General features: G+C 32.0%; 18 protein-coding genes. 12 read left to right on the top strand and 6 right to left on the bottom strand.

Annotation, left to right across the window (positions count from 1 at the left end; all coding sequences use genetic code 11):
- The first annotated feature begins 45 nt into the window (after positions 1 to 45).
- Positions 46 to 2,457 carry a thiamine pyrophosphate-dependent enzyme gene (locus Q0945_RS07915; protein ID WP_299433124.1) on the top strand — a complete coding sequence of 804 codons (2,412 nt, stop codon included), beginning with the start codon at positions 46 to 48 and terminating at the stop codon, positions 2,455 to 2,457.
- A 25-nt stretch (positions 2,458 to 2,482) separates the two neighbouring features.
- Here the strand turns inward: Q0945_RS07915 and holA are convergent, their stop codons facing one another.
- Positions 2,483 to 3,484 carry a DNA polymerase III subunit delta gene (gene holA, locus Q0945_RS07910; protein ID WP_299433122.1) on the bottom strand — a complete coding sequence of 334 codons (1,002 nt, stop codon included), beginning with the start codon at positions 3,482 to 3,484 and terminating at the stop codon, positions 2,483 to 2,485.
- Between the two features lie 26 nt (positions 3,485 to 3,510).
- Here holA and Q0945_RS07905 point away from each other — a divergent pair, with 26 nt between their 5' ends.
- The 3 genes from Q0945_RS07905 (at position 3,511) to Q0945_RS07895 (ending at position 5,918) form a co-directional block, all read left to right on the top strand.
- A complete protein-coding gene (locus Q0945_RS07905; protein ID WP_299433120.1) occupies positions 3,511 to 3,957 on the top strand; it encodes a type I restriction enzyme HsdR N-terminal domain-containing protein in 447 nt (148 codons plus the stop codon).
- 11 nt (positions 3,958 to 3,968) lie between these two features.
- Positions 3,969 to 4,970, top strand: coding sequence for a glycosyltransferase family 2 protein (locus tag Q0945_RS07900; protein WP_299433117.1), 1,002 nt, complete (start codon positions 3,969 to 3,971; stop codon positions 4,968 to 4,970).
- Between the two features lie 105 nt (positions 4,971 to 5,075).
- Positions 5,076 to 5,918: an OmpA family protein gene (locus tag Q0945_RS07895; protein WP_121066891.1), complete on the top strand. Its 843-nt coding sequence runs from the start codon at positions 5,076 to 5,078 to the stop codon at positions 5,916 to 5,918.
- Positions 5,919 to 5,980: 62 nt separating this feature from the next.
- Here Q0945_RS07895 and Q0945_RS07890 read toward each other — a convergent pair whose 3' ends face one another.
- A complete protein-coding gene (locus tag Q0945_RS07890; protein WP_299433110.1) occupies positions 5,981 to 6,604 on the bottom strand; it encodes an L-threonylcarbamoyladenylate synthase in 624 nt (207 codons plus the stop codon).
- An 8-nt stretch (positions 6,605 to 6,612) separates the two neighbouring features.
- Positions 6,613 to 8,871, bottom strand: a complete 2,259-nt coding sequence (locus tag Q0945_RS07885) for a UvrD-helicase domain-containing protein (RefSeq protein WP_299433311.1) — start codon at positions 8,869 to 8,871, stop codon at positions 6,613 to 6,615.
- Between the two features lie 199 nt (positions 8,872 to 9,070).
- Between Q0945_RS07885 and Q0945_RS07880 the strand changes: the two genes are divergently transcribed.
- From Q0945_RS07880 to Q0945_RS07865, 4 genes are all read left to right on the top strand, one after another.
- The gene (locus tag Q0945_RS07880; RefSeq protein ID WP_299433107.1) at positions 9,071 to 10,345 is read left to right on the top strand and encodes an amidohydrolase; all 1,275 of its coding nucleotides are present in this window, start codon (positions 9,071 to 9,073) and stop codon (positions 10,343 to 10,345) included.
- Positions 10,346 to 10,429: 84 nt separating this feature from the next.
- On the top strand, positions 10,430 to 11,986 hold the full coding sequence (locus Q0945_RS07875) for an FMN-binding glutamate synthase family protein (protein WP_299433104.1): 1,557 nt from the start codon (positions 10,430 to 10,432) through the stop codon (positions 11,984 to 11,986).
- A 34-nt stretch (positions 11,987 to 12,020) separates the two neighbouring features.
- A complete protein-coding gene (locus Q0945_RS07870) occupies positions 12,021 to 12,800 on the top strand; it encodes a hypothetical protein (protein ID WP_299433101.1) in 780 nt (259 codons plus the stop codon).
- A 118-nt stretch (positions 12,801 to 12,918) separates the two neighbouring features.
- Positions 12,919 to 13,437 carry a hypothetical protein gene (locus Q0945_RS07865; RefSeq protein ID WP_299433099.1) on the top strand — a complete coding sequence of 173 codons (519 nt, stop codon included), beginning with the start codon at positions 12,919 to 12,921 and terminating at the stop codon, positions 13,435 to 13,437.
- Positions 13,438 to 13,441: 4 nt separating this feature from the next.
- Here the strand turns inward: Q0945_RS07865 and Q0945_RS07860 are convergent, their stop codons facing one another.
- The 3 genes from Q0945_RS07860 to Q0945_RS07850 are packed head-to-tail and all read right to left on the bottom strand — an operon-like array spanning position 13,442 to position 17,336.
- Positions 13,442 to 14,332 carry a patatin-like phospholipase family protein gene (locus tag Q0945_RS07860; protein ID WP_299433096.1) on the bottom strand — a complete coding sequence of 297 codons (891 nt, stop codon included), beginning with the start codon at positions 14,330 to 14,332 and terminating at the stop codon, positions 13,442 to 13,444.
- Positions 14,329 to 15,234 carry a patatin-like phospholipase family protein gene (locus Q0945_RS07855; RefSeq protein ID WP_299433093.1) on the bottom strand — a complete coding sequence of 302 codons (906 nt, stop codon included), beginning with the start codon at positions 15,232 to 15,234 and terminating at the stop codon, positions 14,329 to 14,331. Before Q0945_RS07855 ends, Q0945_RS07860 begins: the two co-directional genes overlap by 4 nt.
- Positions 15,234 to 17,336: a M1 family metallopeptidase gene (locus tag Q0945_RS07850; protein ID WP_299433090.1), complete on the bottom strand. Its 2,103-nt coding sequence runs from the start codon at positions 17,334 to 17,336 to the stop codon at positions 15,234 to 15,236. Before Q0945_RS07850 ends, Q0945_RS07855 begins: the two co-directional genes overlap by 1 nt.
- An 83-nt stretch (positions 17,337 to 17,419) precedes the next feature.
- Here Q0945_RS07850 and recG point away from each other — a divergent pair, with 83 nt between their 5' ends.
- The 4 genes from recG to Q0945_RS07830 all read left to right on the top strand — a co-directional run bounded on the left by recG (position 17,420) and on the right by Q0945_RS07830 (position 23,306).
- Positions 17,420 to 19,525 (top strand): ATP-dependent DNA helicase RecG, encoded by a 2,106-nt coding sequence (recG, locus tag Q0945_RS07845; protein ID WP_299433087.1) that lies wholly within the window; start codon positions 17,420 to 17,422, stop codon positions 19,523 to 19,525.
- A gap of 120 nt (positions 19,526 to 19,645) precedes the next feature.
- The gene (gene leuC / locus Q0945_RS07840; RefSeq protein WP_299433084.1) at positions 19,646 to 21,058 is read left to right on the top strand and encodes a 3-isopropylmalate dehydratase large subunit; all 1,413 of its coding nucleotides are present in this window, start codon (positions 19,646 to 19,648) and stop codon (positions 21,056 to 21,058) included.
- 97 nt (positions 21,059 to 21,155) lie between these two features.
- The gene (gene leuD / locus Q0945_RS07835; RefSeq protein ID WP_299433081.1) at positions 21,156 to 21,752 is read left to right on the top strand and encodes a 3-isopropylmalate dehydratase small subunit; all 597 of its coding nucleotides are present in this window, start codon (positions 21,156 to 21,158) and stop codon (positions 21,750 to 21,752) included.
- A gap of 36 nt (positions 21,753 to 21,788) precedes the next feature.
- A complete protein-coding gene (locus tag Q0945_RS07830; protein ID WP_299433078.1) occupies positions 21,789 to 23,306 on the top strand; it encodes an alpha-isopropylmalate synthase regulatory domain-containing protein in 1,518 nt (505 codons plus the stop codon).
- Positions 23,307 to 23,356 lie beyond the last annotated feature (50 nt).

Genomic DNA, 23,356 nt, shown 5'->3' with positions numbered 1-23,356 from the left:
TTAATCTAAATGTTTAGGTATTTTTGTAAAAATCATAGTTTCTATATGGATATATCTGAAAAAACAAGTAATGACATTTCTTTTGAAGATTTTAGAGTTCAAATACTACAGGACTATAAAACTGCTTTTTTAAGTAGAACCTGCAGTTTACTTGGCAGAAAAGAAGTCTTAACTGGAAAAGCAAAATTTGGAATTTTTGGAGACGGCAAAGAACTTCCACAATTAGCTATGGCTAGATCTTTTAAAAACGGTGATTTTAGAAGTGGGTATTATAGAGATCAAACTTTTATGATGGCTATTGGAGTTTTAAAACCTAAAGATTTTTTCCATGCCCTTTATGCTACCACAGATATAGAAAAAGAACCAATGAGTGCTGGAAGGCAAATGATTGGGCATTACCTTACCCCTAGCCTTAATGAAGACGGCTCCTGGAAGAATTTAGTACAACAAAAAAATACAAGTAGTGATGTTTCTTGCACAGCAGGACAAATGCCTAGGTTATTAGGCCTGGCTCAAGCATCAAAAATATATAGAAACTTAAAAGATATAGACGCCACTAATTTCTCTAAAAATGGTAATGAAATAGCATGGGGAACAATTGGGAATGCCAGTACAAGTGAAGGTATGTTTTTTGAAACTATTAATGCTGCTGGAGTACTACAAGTACCAATGGTAATAAGTATATGGGATGATGAGTATGGAATATCTGTCCCCGCAAAACATCATACTACAAAAGAAGATATTTCAAAAATTTTAAGCGGCTACCAGAGAACTAATGATGAAAAAGGCCTAGAACTTTTAAAAGTAAAAGGTTGGGACTATACAGCATTAATGCATGCTTATGAAAATGCTTCAGATATTGCAAGAACAGAACATGTTCCTGTTGTAATTCATGTAACAGAATTAACACAACCGCAAGGGCATTCATCCTCTGGATCACATGAGCGTTATAAAAGTGATGATCGTTTAGAATGGGAAAGAGAAAATGATTGTAACAAACGATTTAAAGAATGGATTTTGGAATCCAGAATAGCTTCTGAAGAAGAACTAGAAGGTATAGAAAAAGAAATTAAAAAAGAGGTAAGACTTGCAAAAAGAGAAGCTTGGTCAGAGCATCTTACAACGCAATTAAATGCCAAAAGAGAACTTGTAGGCTTACTAGAAAAAGCTGCAATTAAAAGCCCTAACAAGGTATTTATTTCTAAAATAAAAAATGACCTTATTGCTATAGATGAACCAATAAAAAAAGATATAGCAACTAGTGCTAGAAAAGCAATGCGATATCTTATTGGTGAAAACACTTTTGAAAAACAAAATTTAATTTCTTGGACTAAAAATTATTTAGAGAGTGCGCAAGCAAAATTTAGTTCCAATTTATACAGTGAAAAAGAATCTAAAGCAACAAATGTTTCAATAACTAAACCTGCTTATGATGAAAATGCTGAGCAAGTGGATGGAAGAATAATTCTAAGGGAGAATTTTGACAAGCTTTTTAAGAATTACCCTGAGGCTTTAATTTTTGGAGAAGACACAGGTAATATTGGAGACGTAAATCAAGGATTAGAAGGTTTACAAGCCAAATATGGAGAATTACGTATTGCAGACACTGGCATTAGAGAAACAACAATAATAGGACAAGGATTAGGAATGGCACTTAGAGGACTAAGACCCATCGCCGAAATACAATATCTAGATTATATATTTTACGCATTACCTACCCTAACAGATGATTTAGCAACAACATTATATAGAACAAAAGGTTTACAAAAGGCGCCACTAATAGTTCGCACTAGAGGGCACCGCTTAGAAGGTATCTGGCATTCTGGATCGCAAATGGGAGGGTTAATTCACCTTTTAAGAGGAATGTATATTCTAGCTCCTAGAAATATGACACAAGCAGCAGGTTTTTACAATACACTTATGAAGAGTGATGAACCAGCACTTGTAATTGAAAGCTTAAACGGATATAGGTTAAAAGAACCTAAACCAAATAATTTAGGAAAATTCACTATTCCTATTGGTGTGGTAGAAACCGTAAAAGAAGGAACAGACATTACATTTGTATCCTACGGTTCTACACTAAGAATAGCAGAGCAAGCCGCAAAAGAACTTATTGAAGTTGGTATTGATGCTGAAGTAATAGATGCGCAAACTTTATTACCTTTTGATATTAACCATGACGTTTTAAAAAGTTTAAAAAAAACCAATAGATTACTAATAATTGATGAAGATGTTCCTGGTGGATGTTCTGCCTATTTATTAGACGAAATTGTAAATAAACAAGGGGGGTATAAATATTTAGACAGCCAACCAATAACACTTTCTGGAAAAGCGCATAGACCAGCTTATGGTTCTGATGGAGATTATTTCTCTAAACCAAATGTAGAAGATATTTTTGAAAAAGCATATGAGATTATGAACGAGGCTAACCCATCTGATTATCCTAAACTAATGTAATACAACCTATTTTAATTTAAAGAGGTTAAATAATCTTAACCAATAGTTCTTTTAGTAAATCTGATGAAGTAGATGCGCTTGCTCCTACTCCTTTTCCTTTTAAATCCATTTCTCTTAAATGAGAAATTATTTTACTTACCTTACGCATTGGGTAGTTTTTGGCAGCGGTCTGAAACTCACTAACAAAATATGGGTTTATACGTAATTTACTAGCTACATTTTTAGGAGAATGATCCTTTAACCCATGATATTGTAAAAGTTGCGTAAAAAATGAATTCAATAAGGTTATTGTTAATATAAATGGGTTGTCTTTGGGGTTTTGAGCAAAATAATTAATTATTCGCGTTGCCTTAACAACATTATGCTCTCCAATAGCTTTTTTTAATTCAAAATTGTTATAATCTTTACTAATGCCAATATGCTCTTCAATATGTGCAGGAGTGATTTCTGTATTTTTAGGTAATGCTAATTTTAATTTCTCTAACTCATTGCTGATCTTACTTAAATCAGTGCCTAAATAGTCCACAAGTAAAATTGCTGCCTTGTGCGATATAGTGTATCCACTTGAACGAAGAACTTTCCTTAACCAATCAGAAACTTGATTTTCATAAAGTTTTTTACTTTCAAAAATTACACCTTGCTTTTTAACCTCTTTATAAAGGTTTTTTCTTTTATCAAGCTTTTTATATTTATAACAAACTACTAAAACAGTTGTCATTTGAGGGTTTTTAACATACCCTAAGAGGCTCTCAATAGTCCTAGACAAATGTTGCGCCTCTTTAATTATAACAACCTGGTAAGGAGCCATCATAGGATATCGTTTTGCACTACTAACAATATCATCTACAGAAACTTCTTTTCCATACAAAACCATTTGATTAAACCCTCTCTCTTCTTCAGAAAGAACACTTTTTTCAATGTACTCCGATATTTTATCAATATAATAAGGTTCATCACCAAACAAAAAGTAAATAGGCTTTACATTACCTGCCTTAATATCCGATACTATTTGTTTTACTTCCTCCATTAAAAAAAAATCATCAAATTTGTGAAATGTTACCTTTAAACTTTAAGAAATATAACTTTCGATTCAAAAATAGCGAAAATAAGGTGCAAATTTTTGATGTTGTTCGTAAAAAATTTGTGCAATTACAGCCAGAAGAATGGGTAAGACAAAATGTTATTCATTTTTTGGTGGAAGAAAAAAAATATCCATTAAGCCTTATTAATGTAGAAAAACAACTCACAATCAACAGATTAAAAAAAAGATATGATATTGTTATTTTTAATTCAGACGGTAGTATAGAACTTTTAGTAGAATGTAAAGCTCCAAAAATAAAAATTACCCAAAACACTTTTGACCAAATAGCAACATACAATATGCAATTAAATGCTAACTTTTTAATGGTTACTAACGGATTGCAACATTTATACTGTAAAATGAATTTTATAGAAGAAAAATACTCCTTTTTAAGGCAAATTCCTGATTTTAGCCGTTAATTTGCACCGTTTTGAATATAGCAGTTGTAATACTTAATTGGAATGGAGAGGTACTTTTAGAAAGATACCTACCATCTGTAATGAAACATTCTGAAGGAGCAGATATTTATGTTGCAGATAATGCCTCTACAGATGACTCTATTTCATTTTTAAAAAATAATTACCCAACAATAAAAATTATACAAAATTCTAGCAATGGTGGTTTTGCTAAAGGATATAATGATGCATTACAACATGTTAAAGCAGATATATATTGTTTATTAAACTCCGATGTAAAAGTTACTAAAAATTGGTTACCTCCTATTATTAATGCTTTTAAAGATATTCCTGACGCATCTATTATTCAACCAAAAGTATTAGACCATATGCGTAAAGACTATTTTGAATACGCTGGAGCTGCAGGCGGTTATATAGACCAGTTAGGATATCCATTTTGTAGAGGAAGAATTTTTCAGGCCTTAGAAAAAGACACAGGACAGTATAATGATATTCAAGAAATTTTTTGGGCAACGGGAGCATGTATGTTTATTAAAAGTGATGTTTTTCATAACTTAAACGGTTTTGATGAAGATTATTTTGCACACCAAGAAGAGGTAGATTTATGTTGGAGAGCAAAAAATATTGGATGTAAAGTTTTTTATGTTGGTACATCTAGTATTTATCATCTTGGCGGTTCTACGCTAAGTAACATGAACCCTAAAAAAACATACTTAAATTTTAGAAACTCTCTTTTTTCTATCACAAAAAATTTACCTTTAAGAAAAGCTTTTATTATTATTTTCCTAAGACTATTATTAGATGGTATTGCTGGTATTCGTTTTGTTTTTCAATTAAAACCTAAACATTGTTTAGCTATTATAAAAGCACATTTAAGCTTTTATAAAAACTTTAGAAGGATGTATAAAAAAAGAGAAAAGAAAAATTTTACAAATAAATACTATGCAACAAAGTCCATAGTGTGGTCTCATTTCGTACATCAAGTAGCAAGGTTTAGTAATTTAGTAAAAGATTAACTAAATTACAGTATATAAAATTTTGCAATTGTATAATTTTGGTGTTTATTTATTAGATAACCATTAATAAAATATAAATTATTTAAATATTTAAGTTTTAGAACTATGAAAAAAGTTATTTTAGGATGTTTAGGAGTAACCCTTTTGTTATCCTCATGTGTATCTCAGAAAAAGTATGCAGAGTTAGAGGCCAAAGCAAATGAAACTCAAGATTTGTTAAATTCTGCTACAGTTAAATTAAATGACTGTTTAGAAGATAATGCAAAAATAAAAACCTTAGAAGATCAAAATGCTTTCCTTAAAGCAAACAATCAAGAGTTAATTAATAATATGGGGAACTTAACTACCCTAACTACTAAAGGTGCAGAAAACTTAGAAAAATCTTTAGAAAGCTTACAAGAAAAAGATTTAACTATTAGAAAGTTAAACAATGCGATTACACGTAGAGATTCTGTTAACCTATCTTTAGTACAAAGTCTTAAAGGGGTTCTTGGTAACTTAGATGATGAAGACATTGAAATTAGTGTAGAAAAAGGTGTTGTTTTTGTTTCTATCTCTGATAAACTATTATTTAGCAGCGGAAGCTATAACATTACAAGTAAAGCAAAGAAAGTACTTGGAAAAGTTGCACAAGTTGTAAACAACAAGCCAGATTTTGAATTCATGGTAGAAGGACATACAGATGATGTACCTTACAGAAGCGGTGTTTTACAAGATAACTGGGATTTAAGTGTTAAGCGTGCTACTGCAGTTGTTCGTATACTTCAGAATGATTATAATGTAGATCCTAAGAGAATGACTGCTGCTGGTAGAGCAGAATTTGTTCCTTTATCTACAACAGAAAAATCTAGAAATAGAAGAACAAGAATTGTTGTACTTCCTAAAATTGACCAATTTTATAGTATGATTGAAGAAGGAATGAAAGATCCTGCAATTGGAGGAAAATAATTTCTAAAAATATATAAATAGAAAAGCAGCCAAATGGCTGCTTTTTTTATTTAAAAATAGTCTTACAATAATATATTTAAACTTCCTTTTCCCTCTCTTATTACTTCTTGCTTACCTTCAGACAAGTCTATAACAGTAGAGGCAACATTATCTCCATAACCACCATCAATTACAATATCTACTAGATTATTCCACTTTTCATAAATAAGTTCTGGATCTGTTGTATACTCTAACACTTCATCTGCATCTCTAATAGACGTAGATACAATAGGGTTACCTAACTCTTCTACCAAAATCCTAGCTATGGCATTATCAGGCACTCTAATACCTACTGTTTTCTTTTTCTTAAAAGCTTTTGGTAAATTATTATTTCCTGGTAAAATAAAAGTATAAGGTCCTGGCAAAGCTCTTTTAAGTATTTTAAAAGTTGCTGTATCTATTTGCCTAACATAGTCGGACATATTACTTAAACCTGCACATATAAAAGACCAATTTGCTTTTGCTAATTTTATTCCTTTAATCCTAGCAATTTTCTCTAATGCCCTTGTGTTTGTTATATCACAACCTAAACCATAAACAGTATCTGTAGGGTATATTACCAAACCTCCTTTACGTAAAACATCAACAATACGTTTTACCTGCTTAGGATTGGGGTTTTCTTCATACAGTTTTATTAGTTCTGCCATAATACACCCTAAAGTACTTCTAATTTAGCAAAACGAAGTAACAATTTTTTTATATCTCCTTTATCAAATTGTATTTCGGCTTTACGATCGCTACCAATACCTTCTAAATTTAATACCTTTCCCCTACCAAACCTTGTATGGTTTACTAGAGAACCAACCGAAAGCCCAGGGTCTATAGTATTTGTATTCCCAACAGGCTTAGACAATTCTGGTTTAATTTTTCTAAGCTTTCGTAATTGATTTTCGGTAGGTTTCCCAACTAAAGGTGGGGTTCCTCTTTTAGGTTTTGTTTGCCTAAGTTTACTTTTATCTACTTCTCCAAAAATATCTGTATCTAAAAAAGATTTATAACGATAACCACCATCTACAGGTGTTAAGTTTTCTATGTACTTTTCGTCAATCTCCTCAATAAACCTACTGGGTTCTGCATCTATTAATTTACCCCAGCGATATCTATTTTGTGTATACGTTAAATATGCTTGTTTTTCTGCTCTTGTTAATGCCACATAAAACAGCCTTCGCTCCTCCTCTAACTCACTACGAGTATTCATACTCATTCCAGAGGGAAACAAATCCTCTTCCATACCAACAATATAAACATATGGAAATTCCAAACCTTTAGACATGTGTATGGTCATTAACGCTACTCTATCATCATCTCCAGGATCATTATCAAGATCCGTAGCAAGAGCTACATCTTCTAAAAACTCACTTATATTTCCGGTAGCGCCGTCTAATTCTTTCTGTCCTTCAACAAAGTCTTTAATACCGTTTAAAAGCTCCTCAATATTTTCCATACGAGCTATACCTTCTGGAGTACCATCCTTTTTAAACTCTAAAAGTACCCCAGCTTTTTTAGCAACATGCTCAGAAAGTGTAAAAGCATCCGTAGTTTCATTCATTATCTGAAAACTCTGTATCATGGTAATAAAGTCTTCCAATTTTCTTTTAGTTCCTGCATTAATTTTTAAATTAATACGGTCTAAATTCTGAATAACTTCAAAGATAGAACGCCCGTAATGGTTAGCTGCAACCACTAATTTATCTATAGTAGTTTGCCCTATACCCCTTGCTGGAAAGTTTATTACTCGCTTTAAAGCCTCTTCATCTTTTGGGTTTACTACCAATCTTAAATATCCTAAAACATCTTTTATTTCTTTACGCTGATAAAAAGAAAGTCCGCCATAAATTCTATACGGAATATCTCTTTTTCTTAAAGCATCTTCAATTGCTCTGGATTGCGAATTGGTTCTATAAAGCACTACAAACTCACCGTTATTAAGCTGATGTTGCATTTTATTCTCAAAAATAGAACCTGCAACAAACCTACCTTCTTCTGCATCGGTAATACTTCTATGTACTTTAATAGCCGGCCCTTCATCATTATCGGTCCAAACTACTTTGTCTAATTGTGTTTTATTGTTTGATATTACAGAGTTAGCAGCATTTACAATATTTTTTGTAGATCTATAATTTTGCTCTAATCTATACATTATTACATTATCATAATCCTTCTGAAAATTTAAAATATTACTAATGTTAGCTCCTCTAAAAGAATAAATACTTTGCGCATCATCTCCAACCACACATATATTTTGAAATCTATCTGAAAGAGCTTTAATAATTAAGTATTGCGAATGGTTCGTATCTTGGTACTCATCTACCAATATATATCTAAACCTTTCTTGGTATTTCATTAAAACTTCAGGAAACCTATTTAAGAGCTCATTTGTTCTAAGTAAAAGGTCATCAAAATCCATAGCCCCAGCCTTAAAGCAACGGTCCACATATTGTTGGTATATTTCCCCCATTCTTGGCTTTTTTGCCATAGCATCAGCCTCTACTAATTCTGGATTATTCAAATAAGCTTTTACCGTAATTAAACTATTTTTATAGGATGATATTCTACTTTGCACTTGCTTGTACTTGTAAATATCTTTATCTAAACCCAATTCCTTTATTATAGAAGAAATTAAACGCTGGGAATCTTGGGTATCATAAATTGTAAAGTTCGGTGGGTATCCCAATTTATTACCGTCTACACGTAAAAGCTTTGCAAAAACAGAATGAAAAGTTCCCATCCATAAATTTTTAGCATCAGAATTACCAACAATATTAGCAATCCTTGCTTTCATTTCACGGGCTGCTTTGTTTGTAAAAGTAAGTGCCAAAATATTAAAAGAATCTACTCCTTGTGCCATTAAATGGGCTATTCTAAAAGTAAGCACTCTTGTTTTTCCAGAACCTGCTCCTGCAATTACAATCATTGGCCCATTCTTATGTAATACAGGGGCTTTTTGCGCATCATTTAAACCATCAATAAAACTACTCAAATCCTAATAATTTTTTTAGAACTGTGAATTTAGCCATAATAACTGTTATCCAAAAGTTAGTACGAAGAGATTTATGAACAATAAAGGCAGATTCCTTTTAATTTGAATATATTTAGTAATTCAATTAAATATCATGAAAAACACATTACTCTTTTTACTTATACTTTGTTGCTCTTGTGCAATTGCTCAGCAAACAATTTCAGAATCAGAATATAGTAATATAGAAGAAAAAGTAATTTCTTGGCGAAGAGATATTCATGAAAATCCAGAACTATCTAATAGAGAATTTAAAACTGCAGAAAAAATAGCAAAACATCTAAAATCTTTAGGAATAGAAGTGCAAACTAAAGTTGCACACACAGGAGTAGTAGGAATTATAAAAGGTAAAAAAGACGGAAAAGTTGTAGCACTAAGAGCAGATATAGATGCGCTACCAGTTACGGAGCGCAATGATTTACCTTTTAAATCTAATGCTACTTCCACATTTCTTGGAGAAAAGGTTGGTGTTATGCATGCTTGCGGTCATGATACGCATACAGCTATATTAATGGGAGTCGCAGAAATTTTAGCAAAAAATAAAGATGAAATAAATGGAACTATAAAATTCATTTTTCAACCTGCAGAAGAAGGCCCACCACCAGAAGAAGAAGGTGGGGCTAAACTTATGATAAAGGAAGGGGTTTTAAAAAATCCTGATGTAGATGCCATTTTTGGGTTACATATAAATTCTGAAACTCCGGTAGGAACAATAAAATACAAGTCTGGAGGTACAATGGCTGCGGTACAGCGCTTTGTAATTAATGTAAAAGGAAAACAAACACATGGCTCGCAGCCATGGAAAGGAATAGACCCAATTTTAATCAGTGCCAAAATAATTGATGGTTTACAAACAATAATTAGTAGAGAAGTTAACCTTACTAATGAAGCTGCAGTAATTAGTGTAGGTAAAATTACAAGTGGTGTACGTTTTAATATAATTCCAGAAAGTGCAGAGCTTATTGGAACCATTAGAACGCTAGATTATAATATGCAGAAACTAATTACAAAAAGAATACAAGAAATGGTACCATCTATTGCTAAAACATATGGCGGAGAAGCCACAATTATATTAGAAAATTTTACAGATATAACCTATAATAATCCTTCTCTTGTTGCTACAATGTTACCTACGTTGCAAAAAGTAGCTGGTATAGATAAAGTACAGCAACAAAAGGCCGTAACTGGTGGTGAAGACTTTTCATATTTCCAAAATGAAGTTCCTGGTTTTTATTTTTTCTTAGGAGGAATGAGTCCTGACAGCAAAGAATCTTTTCCACACCATACTCCAGATTTTAAAATTGACGATAGTGGTTTGTTATTAGGTGTAAAAGCACTAACAGAAATGAGTATTAACTATTTAAATAATTAATTTTTCTTTAAAACTTAAAAGTAACTTTGTTTATATTTTGTATTATTTTTGATGCAATTTTACAAGTAATATATAAATATATTTATGGATACTATTCTTGAATTTCTTTCAAACATTTCGTGGTGGATGTGGGTTATAATTGCTCTTATTTTAGTCGCAATTAGAGATATATTTATACAACGAGCGCATACCATAAGTCACAATTTTCCTGTAGTTGGCCATCTTAGGTATTGGTTAGAAAGTATTGGTCCAGAAATGCGTCAGTATTTTGTAGCAAATAATAGAGAAGAATTACCTTTTAATAGGATTGAACGTGGTTGGATATATGCTTCTGCAAAAAAAGAAAACAATTATGAAGGTTTTGGGTCTGATAGAGATTTATACGCGCACCAACATATTTTTATAAAGAACCAAATGATGGCATATAACCTGCCTGAAAATCATCCAAACAAAAAAGATAATTCCTTTTTACCTTGTGCAAAGGTAATAGGAGAATACAATAAAAGAAAAAAACCTTTTAGACCAGCCTCAGTAATAAACGTATCTGCAATGAGTTTTGGTTCATTATCTGCAACTGCAATAGAAGCATTAAATAAAGGAGTACATAAAGCAGGAGCTTATCATAACACCGGAGAAGGAGGTCTTTCTCCTTACCATAAAAAAGGCGGTGATGTAGTTTTTCATTTTGGAACAGGGTATTTTGGTGTTCGCAGCAAAGAGGGTAGTTTATCTATAGAAAAACTTAAAAAGCTAACACAAGAAAACCCTTGTATAAAAGCAATTGAAATTAAACTATCTCAAGGAGCTAAACCTGGAAAAGGAGGAGTTTTACCAGGAGCAAAAATTACCCCTGAAATTGCAGAAATAAGAGGTGTAGAAGTAGGTAAAGATGTACTTTCTCCTGCAACCCATAAAGCTTTTAGCAATGTAAAAGAATTAATGGAACTTATAGAAGTTATTGCTAATGAAACTGGGCTTCCTGTTGGTATAAAAGGTGCTATAGGAAAATTAAAACAGTGGGAAGAACTTGCTGACATTATGCTAGAAACTGGAAAAGGGCCAGATTTTATTACTGTAGACGGTGGTGAAGGTGGTACTGGTGCTGCTCCTCCAAGTTTTGCGGACCACGTTTCTTTACCATGGGTTTATGGTTTTTCTAGTTTATATAGAATGTTTTCCGAAAAAGGACTTACAGAGAGGATTGTATTTATTGGTAGCGGAAAGTTAGGTTTCCCAGCTAAAGCAGCTATGGCATTTGCCATGGGCGTAGATTGCATAAACGTTGCAAGAGAAGCAATGATGAGTATTGGTTGTATACAAGCGCAAGTATGCCATACCAATAGATGTCCTGCTGGTATTGCAACACAAAGTAAATGGCTACAAAACGGTGTAAATGTTCCTTTAAAATCGGATAGATTAGCACAATATTTTAAAACATTTAGGAAAGAATTTTCAGAAATTACACATGCTGCTGGTTACGAGCACCCATGCCAATTTAATATGGATGATGTTCAAGTAAATGTTGATGATACCGATTTAAATAGAACCTTAAGAAGTACCTATAAATATCAAAAAACAGAAGTTCCATTTAATGGTGTTCAAGAACTATACGATTGCCCTCATTTAGGCAGTATTAAATAACCTTAATGTGCTATTTTTGTAAAAAAAAATTAATATGAATATCAAATTATCAATTTTTACACTTTTATTCATTTCTTGTCTTTCACTACATGCTCAGAGAAAAAGTGATTTAATAAATGAAATAAACTTATTAAAAGCAAAATTAGACTCTACAAACATAGAGCTTGCTTCCTCTAAAAAAAATGGTAGCGTAAATGCAGAAAAAGCAGCTTCTTTTGAAAAACAAGTGGTTGATTTACAAAATGCAAATAGCACTTTATTAAAAAACTTAAATAGTTTTGCTCAAATTTCTAGTAAAAATTCTGAAAGTGTAAATAAAGCACTTGCTAGCTTAGAAGAAAAAGAAAAACAATTAAGTGTTTTTACAGATGCCATTAGTAGTCATGATTCTACAGCTGTTGTGGTTCTTACAAATGCAAAACAAACTTTAGGAGAAAATGCTAAAATTGGAGTAGCAAATGGGACTGTTATAATTTCTAAAGATTTAACTTCATTATATGGCTCCGATACCAATACTAACGTAACCGAAGAAGCAAAAGCTTGGTTAAATAAAATTGCAACGGTATTAAGTGCTAATCCTAAAACAACGATTACCATAGAAGGACTAAGTATGACAGGAGATTTAAATACTCCTACACTACAAGCAACTTCTATTGCTAATATTCTAATAAAAGATATGGCTATTGCTAAAGATAGAGTTAACGTAAATGCTAAAGATGGTGGCTTTAAAGAAGGTATTAATTTTAAAATACACCCTAATTACGAGGCCTTTTACCTAATGGCTCGGGAAGCAATTAAGAACGGAAATAATTAAACTCCTTATTTTTAGGTTCCAAAACATTTCCTTTATTAAGAATCGTGTATTGTATTACTTTTTACATAATTTTTAGATAAATACACCGTTCTTACATGCAGAAACCAAAACCAAAATTATGTCTGAACAAGGAATTTTACAAATGTTTGCCTATCTATTACCAGCTGTTGTAACTGGAGCTGTTGCTTTTTATTTCTTTAGATTACACACAAAAAATGAAGAAGGAAGAAGACGTTTTTTATTACATAAAGACAGTCAAACAAATACATTACCTATACGTTTACAAGCATACGAAAGAATGGCTCTTTTCTTAGAAAGAATTGCTATTCCAAGCTTAGTAGTTCGTATAGCTCCTAAAACTTCAGACAAAAATGAGTATGAAAATTTACTTATAAAAAGTATAGAAAACGAATTTGAGCATAATCTATCACAACAAATATATATGACCGACGAATGTTGGAATATAATAAAAGCTGCAAAAAGTGCTACTATACAAATGATTCGTAAAGCTGCATTAAGCGAAACAGACTCCGCAGATAAGCTAAGGGAAGATGTTTTAACCGAAACTATGGATAAAGCTTCTCCTTCTGGAACAGCATTAGCTTATGTTAAAAAGGAAATTGGAGAATTGTGGTAATTAATTATTTAGGCACATTAAATTTTGCCTCTGCATAATTAAAACCTTGTTCCCACCACTCCGTCATTAGTTTTTTGTTAAATACGAGTGAGTTTTCGGTTAGTTTCGTTGGCGTATAATATAAGTTTAGCTTTACGCCTCTATGCTTTGCTGCTAAAATTCCTTCAGAAATATCATGGTGTTCTATTTGGTCTAATACAAAGCCATAGATACTAAGCATTAATGAAAATGGGTTTTTCCCTAGAACCTTATTATGTTCCATTTTCTCAGATTCCAAAATAATAGCATCTATTTCTGTAGCACCACGCTTAATAGCTTCTCGTATTGGCAAAACACAGCCTAAACCGCCATCACCGTATTCAAAACCATCTTTTTTAACTAAAGACATAAAAGGAATATAGTTACAAGAAATCCACATCCAATCACAAAATTCATCATAAGTAAATTCTTTAATTGACTTATACTCTACCCTATTTTTAGATAAATTGGAAACGGTTACCACTACATCTTTATGCGTATTTCTAATTTCATTAAATTCTTCTTCTGTAAAATTCTTTTTAATAGTTCTTCGCAAAGATTTACTCTCTCCAAAAGTTCTTTTCTTTTTAATAAACTGCAGAAAGGTGGTCATGAAATTTATAGAAACAAACTCTCTATCTCCTTTTTTACGAACAACAAAAGGGTTTAAACTAAAAATTTTACGTTGGTTTACATTAGTATATAAATCATACAACTTACCAACTTTATTTAAAGCTAGCTGAGGTATTAAAAGACTTCCTGTAGAGGTTCCTACAAGTAAGTCATAATCTCTTTTTTCTATTTCCATTAAATATTGGGCTACACCACCCGCAAAGGCTCCCTTACTACCTCCTCCACTAATTACTAAGGCTCTCATTCTATTTTTATCTGACTAGTTTCTGTATTTTTAAACTTGGCAAAATTATAACCACTTTCCCACCACTTACTCATTTTTTCTTTATTAAAAATTAAAGAATTAGTCGTTAAAATGGTTGGAGTGTAATATAAATTAATTATTGCGTTATTATGGTTTGCTACATATTTACCAATACGTATATTTTGATTTTCAATACGATCTAGCATAAACTCGAACATATTAGTAAGCAAAGAAAAGGCATTTTTAGATGGCATTCTATTTAAATGGCTTACTTCAGTTTGCAAAACAATAACATCTATCTCTGTTGCTCCTCTTTTTATGGCTTCTTCAATAGGCACCATATTACCCAAACCACCATCTGCGTATTCACATCCATTTTTACGAACTAAACTCATGAAAGGGGTATAATTACAAGAAATCCAAACCCATTCACAAAATTCTTCATAAGAATAGTCATTTACACTTTTATATTCTACCGTATTTAAAGATAAATTAGAAACGGTTACTACAACTTCTTTAGGACCATTTTTTAACTCTAAAAATTCTTCTTTTGTTATTGTTTGTTTAATAAGTTTTAACAAATTATAACTTTCTCCAAAAGTTTTACTTCCTCTGTAAAAATTTTTAAAAACATTCCAATGATCTATACCTATAGAATTTACACCGTGTTTGTTTTGAATAACAAAAGGACAATTACTAAATATACTATACTGGTTTACAGAAGTATACACTTCCTTTATTTTATCAATTTTATTTAGTGCTAAATGAGAAATTAATAAACTTCCAGTAGAGGTCCCTAAAAAAAGGTCGTACTTATAGTGAAGTTCTTGCATTAAATATTGGGAAACCCCACCTGCAAAAGCTCCTTTGCTACCTCCTCCAGAAATTACTAAAGCCCTCATTATTTATTTACTAATTCTTTTATATAACGATATTTATTTTCTTCTAATTCTTTTAACTCTAAATTAATTCTTTTCTTATAATCATTATCCTCTACTAATTTAACTAATAAATTTCTTGCAAATTTTTTAAATTGCCAACTATGATGCTCACTAGCTTGTATAATATTTTTTAAACTTACGTTGTCTAAACCAATGGTTTCTTTTAAAAATTGAAACGCACTCATACGGGTTTCTATACTATAATTTGAGCTTGTATAATTTACCAATTCTTTATAATAAATTCCAGTATTTAAGCTGTTATATTCTGGCGTTACCATTGCTAAGGTTAACCATAAAAGTCGTACGTTTTTATTTGGCAAACCCATTATATCTTTAGTAGCGTTTAAGTATTCGTTTCTTTTTTCTGGAAAACTACTCCACAATGCAAACAAAGCATTTTCTTGTGTTACATAACTTTTATCTTGTAAAAGAGTCTCAAAAGAGGTTTGTAATTCCTTTGAAACTTTAATAATAGATTTAGCTATTGCTCTACGAATTATTAAATTTTGAGTTTTTAATGCTTCCTCAATAAAACTAGGCGATAAATATTTATAAAAATCTTTAATTATTCTGGCTTTTAACTCGTAAGACTCTGTTTTATCCCAATACCCTTTAATTATTTCTTCTTTGTGTATGTAGCTAGAACTAGCAATTACCACTTCTTCATTTATAAAATTTAGCATCTTAATATCTTCAGATTTTGCTGCTAAATGATTCTTAACATCTTCATAAGGAAAAGCTTTTTCTACAAGCCATTTCTCTTTATATTCTGATAGATTTTCTGCTCCAGCATTCTCCATTTCCTTTAGAAAATGAGCTACTTCTACATTTTTAAATTGGTATTTATTTAAATACGATACTATTCCTTTTTTAAAAACCGTATCTCCAACTTTTTCTCGTAGGATATGTAATGCCCAAGCACCTTTTTCATAGAATGTAAGACTACTTGCTTTAGGGTTTAGTAAAGATTGTCCATTTTCATTGTTTTGGTTTTCATTTATAGCTTTTGCACTATCAAACAATTTCCAATAGTAATGGTCTGCACCAAATAATTCTTTTTCAGCCAAATATGAATAGTATGTTGCAAACCCTTCATGCAACCAATGGCTATTCCCATCTTTTTCGGTAACTAAATTTCCAAACCACTGGTGTGCTAATTCATGTGCATTAACCGTAACATAATTTTTATCAACAAAAGACAAAGAATCAATTACGTATCCATCAGAAAATATAGTGGTTCCCGTATTTTCCATTCCCGCATATAAAAAATCGTGCACAGGAATTTGTTTATAATTTTTCCAAGGATATGAAACTCCAATTTCAGTTTCTAAAAAATTAAAAATCTCTTTAGAATGCCTATACGTTGGTTCTACAAACAAGCTATCATTTGGGTAATAATATAACTTTAAAGGAATACCACTTTTAGATTTCTCCTCTACATATTTATAATTACCTATAGCAAAAGCTACTAAATAACTACTCATAGGCTTATCCATAGAATATGCCCATAGATTCGTATTTTCTTTTTCTTGTTTTTCTATAAGTTTTCCGTTAGAAATTACGGTGTAGCCTTTATCAAATTCTATAGCAATATCAAATTCTACCTTTTCTGTCATATCATCAAAACTAGGCAACCAATGACTGGTATATTTACCTTGACCTTGTGTCCAGATTTGCTTATTTGTATTTAGACTCTCAGAAGTAGTTTCCCAACCAACAAAATATACTGTTTGTTTAGGAACTGCTTTATATGCAAGAGTTATAAAATATGTTTTTCCTTTCATAAAGGAATGTTTTATTGATATTTTAGAATTTGTATTTAAAAAATCAATCTTTTTATTATTTAATAAAACCGATGTAAACTCCATATCATGCGCATCTAAGAAAATATAACTTACATTTTCCAAGGCCTTAAATTCATAAGTAACAACACCAGCTATTGCTTTTTCTTTTACAATTGGAGAAATTAAAGCTTCTGCTCTAATAAAGTCTACTTTTACTTGTGTTTGCGCAAATAAACATAGAGGGGTTACAAATAATAGTAGCTTAAAAATTAATTTCATGTTTTGGGGATTATATGTAATGCTTTCCAAATTTAGCATTTTACTTTGTTGCATTGTTATTAGCTATGCCCTAATTTAGACGAATGAACGCAAATTTTTTACAAACTCCCATTGCTTATTTAAAAGGAGTTGGTCCTAACAGGGCTAATTCTTTGCAGTCAGAGCTTGGCATTTCTTGCTTTCAAGACCTTCTTAATCTCTTCCCTAATAGGTATATTGATAAAACAAAATACTATAAAATAAAGGAATTGCAGCGCAGTAGTGCAGATGTACAGGTTGTTGGTAAAATTATTCATCTAAAAACAGTAGAACAAAAAAGAGGAAAACGTTTAGTCGCCAAATTTATAGATGATACCGGAGAAATAGAATTGGTTTGGTTTCGTGGTCAAAAATGGATTAAAGAAAATATAAAAATTAACAAACCCTATGTAATTTTTGGCAAATGCAATTGGTATAATGGTAAATTTTCTATGCCCCACCCAGAAATGGAATTGTTAGAAGGGCATGAAAAGGGAGTTAAAATTGCCATGCAACCCATTTATCCTTCTACAGAAAAACTTAGCAATACTGGGGTTACCAATAAGGTTATTAATAAAATGATGCAACAGCTATTTTTAGGCTGCAAAGGGCAATTTTCAGAATCATTATCTCCAAAAATTATTCATGAATTGCACTTAATCTCTAAGAGCGAAGCCTTATTTAATATTCATTTTCCTAAAAATCAGGAATTATTAGCCAAAGCTCAATTTAGGTTAAAATTCGAAGAACTTTTTTACATTCAACTACAGTTATTAGGAAAAAACAAAACTAGAAAACAACGCATTAAAGGCTTTGTTTTTGACCAAGTTGGCACACATTTTAATGAATTTTATAAAAACCACTTGCCTTTTGAGCTTACCAATGCACAAAAAAGAGTGATAAAAGAAATTAGAGCAGATTTAGGCACTAGCGCGCAAATGAATAGATTATTACAGGGCGATGTTGGTTCTGGAAAAACTATTGTAGCATTAATGACTATGTTGTTAGCCATAGATAATAACTACCAAGCGTGCTTAATGGCGCCTACCGAAATTTTGGCAAACCAGCATTTTAATGGTATAAAAGAACTTTTAGGAGATTTGGGTATTAAAATTGCCATTTTAACAGGATCCGTAAAAAAAGCGCAAAGAACAATTATTCATGAACAATTAGAAAATGGCGAATTAGATATTTTAATTGGCACACATGCTTTGCTAGAAGACAAAGTAAAATATAAAAATTTAGGATTGGCTATTATAGATGAGCAACATAGGTTTGGCGTTGCCCAACGTTCTAAATTATGGCATAAAAACAATTTGCCACCTCATATTTTAGTAATGACTGCTACTCCTATTCCAAGAACTTTGGCTATGAGTTTATATGGCGATTTAGATATTTCTATTATAGATGAATTACCGCCTGGAAGAAAACCCATAAAAACAGTTCATAGATATGACTCTAATAGATTAAAAGTTTTTGGTTTTATAAAGGAAGAAATAAAAAAGGGACGCCAAATTTATGTGGTTTACCCCCTAATACAAGAATCTGAAGCATTAGATTATAAAGATTTAATGGATGGCTATGAGAGCATTGTGCGAGATTTTCCACAGCCAGAATACCAAATATCTATTGTACATGGACAAATGAAACCTGCCGATAAAGATTATGAAATGAAACGCTTTGTAAAAGGGGAAACACAAATAATGGTTGCCACTACAGTTATTGAAGTTGGGGTTAATGTTCCTAATGCATCGGTAATGATTATAGAAAGTGCGGAACGGTTTGGACTATCACAACTACACCAATTACGAGGGCGTGTAGGGCGTGGTGCCGATCAAAGTTTTTGTATTTTAATGACCAGCCATAAACTCTCTAACGATTCTAAAACAAGGCTAGAAACCATGGTACGTACAAACGATGGTTTTGAAATCGCCGAAGTAGATTTAAAACTAAGAGGTCCTGGCGATATTATGGGTACACAACAAAGTGGTATGCTACATCTTAAAATAGCAGACATTGTAAAAGATAATGACATCTTAAAAACCGCAAGGTACCATGCATTACAATTATTAAAAGAAGACCCTTCTTTAGAAAATCCCAATAATTTGGTAGTAAGGCACATGTATGCTCAAATTATAAAACACAAAAATATTTGGAATTATATAAGTTAACCCCTTAAATAATTAGAAAATATCACAAAAAATGGTCTTGAACATCGTAATTTACACCCACAATAATTTCTAAAAAGAACTAGTTTTCCTAGTTTTGTTAGCTTAGAATACAAATAAATTATGAGTACAAAAAAGACGTTATTTGATAAAGTGTGGGATTCGCATGTAGTAAAACATGTAGAAGATGGTCCAGATGTATTATTTATAGATCGCCACTTAGTACATGAGGTTACTAGCCCTGTTGCCTTTTTAGGTATAAAAAACAGAAAATCTGGAGTTTTATTTCCAAATAAAACTTTTGCAACAGCAGATCATAACACACCAACCATAAACCAGCATTTACCAGTTGCAGATCCACTTTCTGCGAACCAACTTAAAGCATTAGAAGAAAATGCAAAAGAATACGGTATTTCGCACTGGGGGCTTGGTCATGAAAAAAATGGTATTGTACACGTTGTAGGCCCTGAATATGGAATTACACAACCAGGAGCAACTATTGTTTGTGGAGATTCTCATACATCTACACATGGTGCTTTTGGCGCAATTGCATTTGGTATTGGTACTTCTGAGGTAGAAATGGTATTATCTACACAATGTATTATGCAGCCTAAGCCAAAGAAAATGCGTATTAATGTAGAAGGAGAATTAAATTTTGGTGTTACTCCCAAAGATGTTGCTTTATATATCATATCTCAATTAACTACTTCAGGCGCTACAGGATATTTTGTAGAATATGCTGGTGATGTTTTTGAAAACATGACTATGGAAGGTCGTATGACGGTTTGTAACCTAAGCATAGAAATGGGTGCTCGTGGTGGTATGATTGCTCCAGATGAAAAAACTTTTGAATACGTTAAAGGGAGAGAATTTACTCCAACTGGTGCTGCTTGGGATAAAGCCATGGCATACTGGAAAACTTTAAAAACAGACAAAGGCGCTGAGTTTGATAAAGAACTTACTTTTAGTGCTTCTGATATAGAGCCAATGATTACGTATGGAACCAATCCTGGAATGGGTATGGGAATTTCTAAAAGTATTCCAAATGCAGAAGATTTAGAAGGTGGTGTTGCTACGTATAAAAAGTCTTTAGGCTATATGGCTTTTAATGAAGGGGAAGATATGATTGGTAAGCCTATCGATTTTGTATTTATCGGTAGTTGTACTAATGGCCGTATTGAAGATTTTAGAGCCTTTACTTCTATTGTAAAAGGACGCAAAAAAGCGGATAATGTAACCGCATGGTTAGTACCAGGTTCTCATAAAGTAGAATCTGCTATAAAAGAAGAAGGTCTTTTAGATATTTTAACAGAAGCTGGTTTTGAATTAAGAGAACCTGGATGTTCTGCTTGTTTAGCAATGAATGATGATAAAGTACCTGCTGGAAAATTAGCAGTAAGTACATCAAACAGAAACTTTGAAGGGCGTCAAGGTCCAGGATCAAGAACCTTATTAGCTTCTCCTCTAGTTGCCGCAGCTGCAGCAGTTACAGGAAAAGTAACAGACCCAAGAGAATTAATGAAAGAATTGGCATAGCCAATTTGCTTTTAGCTATTGGCTGTGCTGGTCATTAGCAAAATAAATACTAAATTAAAGCTAGAGGCCAACAGCCAATAGCAAAAAGCTATAAAAAATGGCATACGATAAATTTGAAATATTAAATAGTACGGCTGTTCCACTTCCAATAGAGAATGTAGATACAGATCAAATAATACCAGCTCGTTTCTTAAAAGCTACAGAACGTAAAGGTTTTGGAGATAACCTTTTTAGAGATTGGCGTTACAATGGAGACGATACTCCAAAATCTGATTTTGTTCTTAACAACCCAACATATTCTGGTAAGATTTTAGTTGGTGGTAAGAACTTTGGTTCTGGTTCTTCTAGAGAACATGCTGCTTGGGCAGTTTATGATTACGGATTTAGATGTGTAATCTCTAGTTTCTTTGCTGATATTTTCAAAGGAAACTGCTTAAATATTGGCGTATTACCAGTACAGGTTTCTCCAGAATTTGCTGCAAAAATATTTGCAGCTATAGAAGCAGATCCAAAAACAGAAATATCAGTTAATTTACCTGAACAAACAGTTACTTTAGTAAAAACAGGAGAAAGTGAATCTTTTGATATTAATGGTTACAAAAAGCAAAACATGCTTAATGGTTTTGATGATATTGATTACTTAAACAATATTAAATCGGAGATAAGCGAATTTGCAAAAGAATTACCATTATAAAATATAAGATTTAAAGCAGGTATTGCTGTACATGCCATGGAAAAAAGAAAACTTGAAATAATGGATACTACCCTGAGGGATGGCGAACAAACCTCAGGAGTATCCTTTTCATCTTCAGAAAAACTTACATTAGCGCAGTTATTATTAGAAGAGCTTAAAGTAGACCGTATTGAAGTTGCATCTGCAAGAGTTTCTGATGGTGAATTATTGGCAGTACAAAAAATTACGGAATGGGCTGCAGAAACAGACAACTTAAACCGTGTTGAAGTTTTAACCTTTACAGATGGAGGAATTTCTTTAGATTGGATGGAAAAAGCTGGTGCAAAAGTGCAAAACCTTTTAACCAAAGGTTCTTACAACCACTTAAAACACCAACTTAAAAAAACTCCTGAAGAACATTTTTCAGATATTGCATCTGTGTTTAAAAAAGCACAAGAAAGAGGTATAACAAACAATGTATATTTAGAAGATTGGAGTAACGGAATGCGAAATTCTAAAGAATATGTATTTCAATTTCTAGATTTTTTAGCAACACAACCTGTTAAGAGAATATTATTACCAGATACTTTAGGTATACTAACACATACCGAAACATTTTCTTTTATATCAGAAATAGTACAACGTTACCCTAATTTACATTTTGATTTTCATGGTCATAATGATTATGATTTAGGTGTTGCAAATGTCATGGAAGCTGCAAAAGCAGGTTGCCATGGTTTACACCTTACCGTAAATGGCATGGGAGAAAGAGCTGGAAATGCTCCTATGGCAAGTGCAATTGCCGTAATAAATGATTTTTTACCAGAAGTAACAATTAATGCTAATGAAACCGCTTTACACAAAGTAAGTAAATTAGTTTCTGCTTTTACTGGTTTTAGAATACCTGCAAACAAACCAATTGTAGGAGACAATGTTTTTACGCAAACCGCTGGTATTCATGCAGATGGAGACAATAAAAACAATCTTTATTTTAACGATTTACTTCCAGAACGTTTTGGACAAAAACGTAAATATGCACTCGGAAAAACTTCTGGAAAAGCTAATATTCAGAAAAATCTACAAGATTTAGGATTAACTCTAAATGATGAGGATTTAAAGAAAGTTACCCAAAAAGTAATTGCTTTAGGAGATAAAAAAGAAAGAGTAACTAAAGAGGACTTACCTTATATAATTTCTGATGTTTTAGATAGTCAGGAATATTTAAACAAAATAATAATAAAGTCTTATGTGCTTACGCACTCTAAAGGCTTAAAACCATCCACAACCATTGCCATAGAAATTGAAGGAGAAATTCATGAGGCAAATGCGCAAGGTGATGGTCAATTTGATGCTTTTATAAATGCTCTAAAAAAAGTTTATGAAAGCAAAAAAATGGATTTCCCTAAACTAACAGATTATACAGTACGTATACCTCCTGGGAGTAATTCTGATGCACTTTGTGAAACTAGTATTACTTGGGAGAAAAACGGAAAAGAATTTACTACACGTGGATTAGATTCTGACCAAACCGTATCGGCAATTAAAGCTACAGAGAAGATGTTAAACATCATCTAAATAGCTACTTAAATAAATTAAATAGTAAACCGCAATACATAATTATTGCA

This window comes from uncultured Maribacter sp., assembly GCF_947500405.1.
Taxonomy (GTDB): domain Bacteria; phylum Bacteroidota; class Bacteroidia; order Flavobacteriales; family Flavobacteriaceae; genus Maribacter_B.
The sequence above is the reverse complement of the archived record's forward strand: the minus strand, read 5'-3'. Positions and strand labels throughout refer to the sequence as shown.